Below are 1,028 nucleotides of genomic sequence, written 5' to 3'. Positions count from 1 at the left end.
TGTGTAAACCCAGGACGTTGTTCAGGGGAAGCTGAAGACGGGTGATAGGGGGTTGGTAGCCGAGGCTGGCGTGTGGTCGATGCCAGTTGTAGTGGTGCAGCCAACGGGGAAATGCCAGCCGGCGCTGGTCGGAGCTTTCATAGGAGCGGGCATAGGCCCACTCGCGCAAGGCGGTCTGGACCAGCCGTTCGGCCTTGCCATTGGTGCGCGGCGTGTACGGACGGGTGCGCAGATGGCGCAGGCCCAGGCGCCGCAGGAGCCTGCGGAAGCGCCGGGACTTGTAGCAGGCGCCGTTGTCGGTCATGACTCGGATGAAGGTGACGCCGAGGCTGCGGTAGTAGCGCAGCGCCTGCAGTAGCGCCCGGCAGGCGCTGGCCCCGCGCTCGTTGCCTTCGATGGTGCCGAAGGCGACCCGGGAGTGATCGTCGATGGCCAGGTGGACGAACTCCCAGCCGGCGCCATCGGAGCTACCTTGCCGATCGCCGGTGACGCGATGCCCGGGACGCCAGAACCGCCCCAGCTTCTTGATGTCCAGATGCAGCAGATCGCCTGCCTGCGGATACTCGTAGCGGTTGTCCGGATGCGCTGGCGCGAGCTCGGCCAATCGGTGCAGCCCGGCGCGACGCATCAGCCGCGCGATCGTGCTTAGCCCAACGGGCAAGGCTGAGGAGATCTGGCGATAGGTCTGCCGCTGGCGGCGCAGTGCCATGACCTGCTTGACCACCGCTGTCGGGGTGGCGTGGGGTGAACCATGCGGTCGTGAGGATCGGTCCTGCAGACCGGAGGGACCTTCCTCACGGAAGCGGCGCAGCCACTTGTAGGCCGTTTTGACGCTAACGCCCGCGGCGTGGGCGGCTTCTTCGACGCGCAGCCCATGTTGGACCACTCGTTCGACAAGCAGGGCTCGACCGTGAGGCGTAAGACGGGCATGTTTATGCAGGTTCATCCGGGGCTCCTGGGGCTGGGTTGGCTTCGCAACCCCCATCTTCCAGAGATGCCCCGGGTGAACAACCTACTGAGAGATCACA

Annotated in this window: 1 protein-coding gene; it reads right to left on the bottom strand. The window is 65.9% G+C overall.

What is annotated here, in order from left to right; genetic code table 11:
* The coding region (locus ACFO3Q_RS16765; RefSeq protein ID WP_377006048.1) for an IS481 family transposase at positions 1 to 946 on the bottom strand (946 nt) is incomplete at its 3' end.
* Positions 947 to 1,028 lie beyond the last annotated feature (82 nt).

The organism is Coralloluteibacterium thermophilum (genome assembly GCF_042654365.1).
Taxonomy (GTDB): domain Bacteria; phylum Pseudomonadota; class Gammaproteobacteria; order Xanthomonadales; family Xanthomonadaceae; genus Coralloluteibacterium; species Coralloluteibacterium thermophilum.
This window is presented reverse-complemented; position numbering and strand designations above follow the sequence as displayed.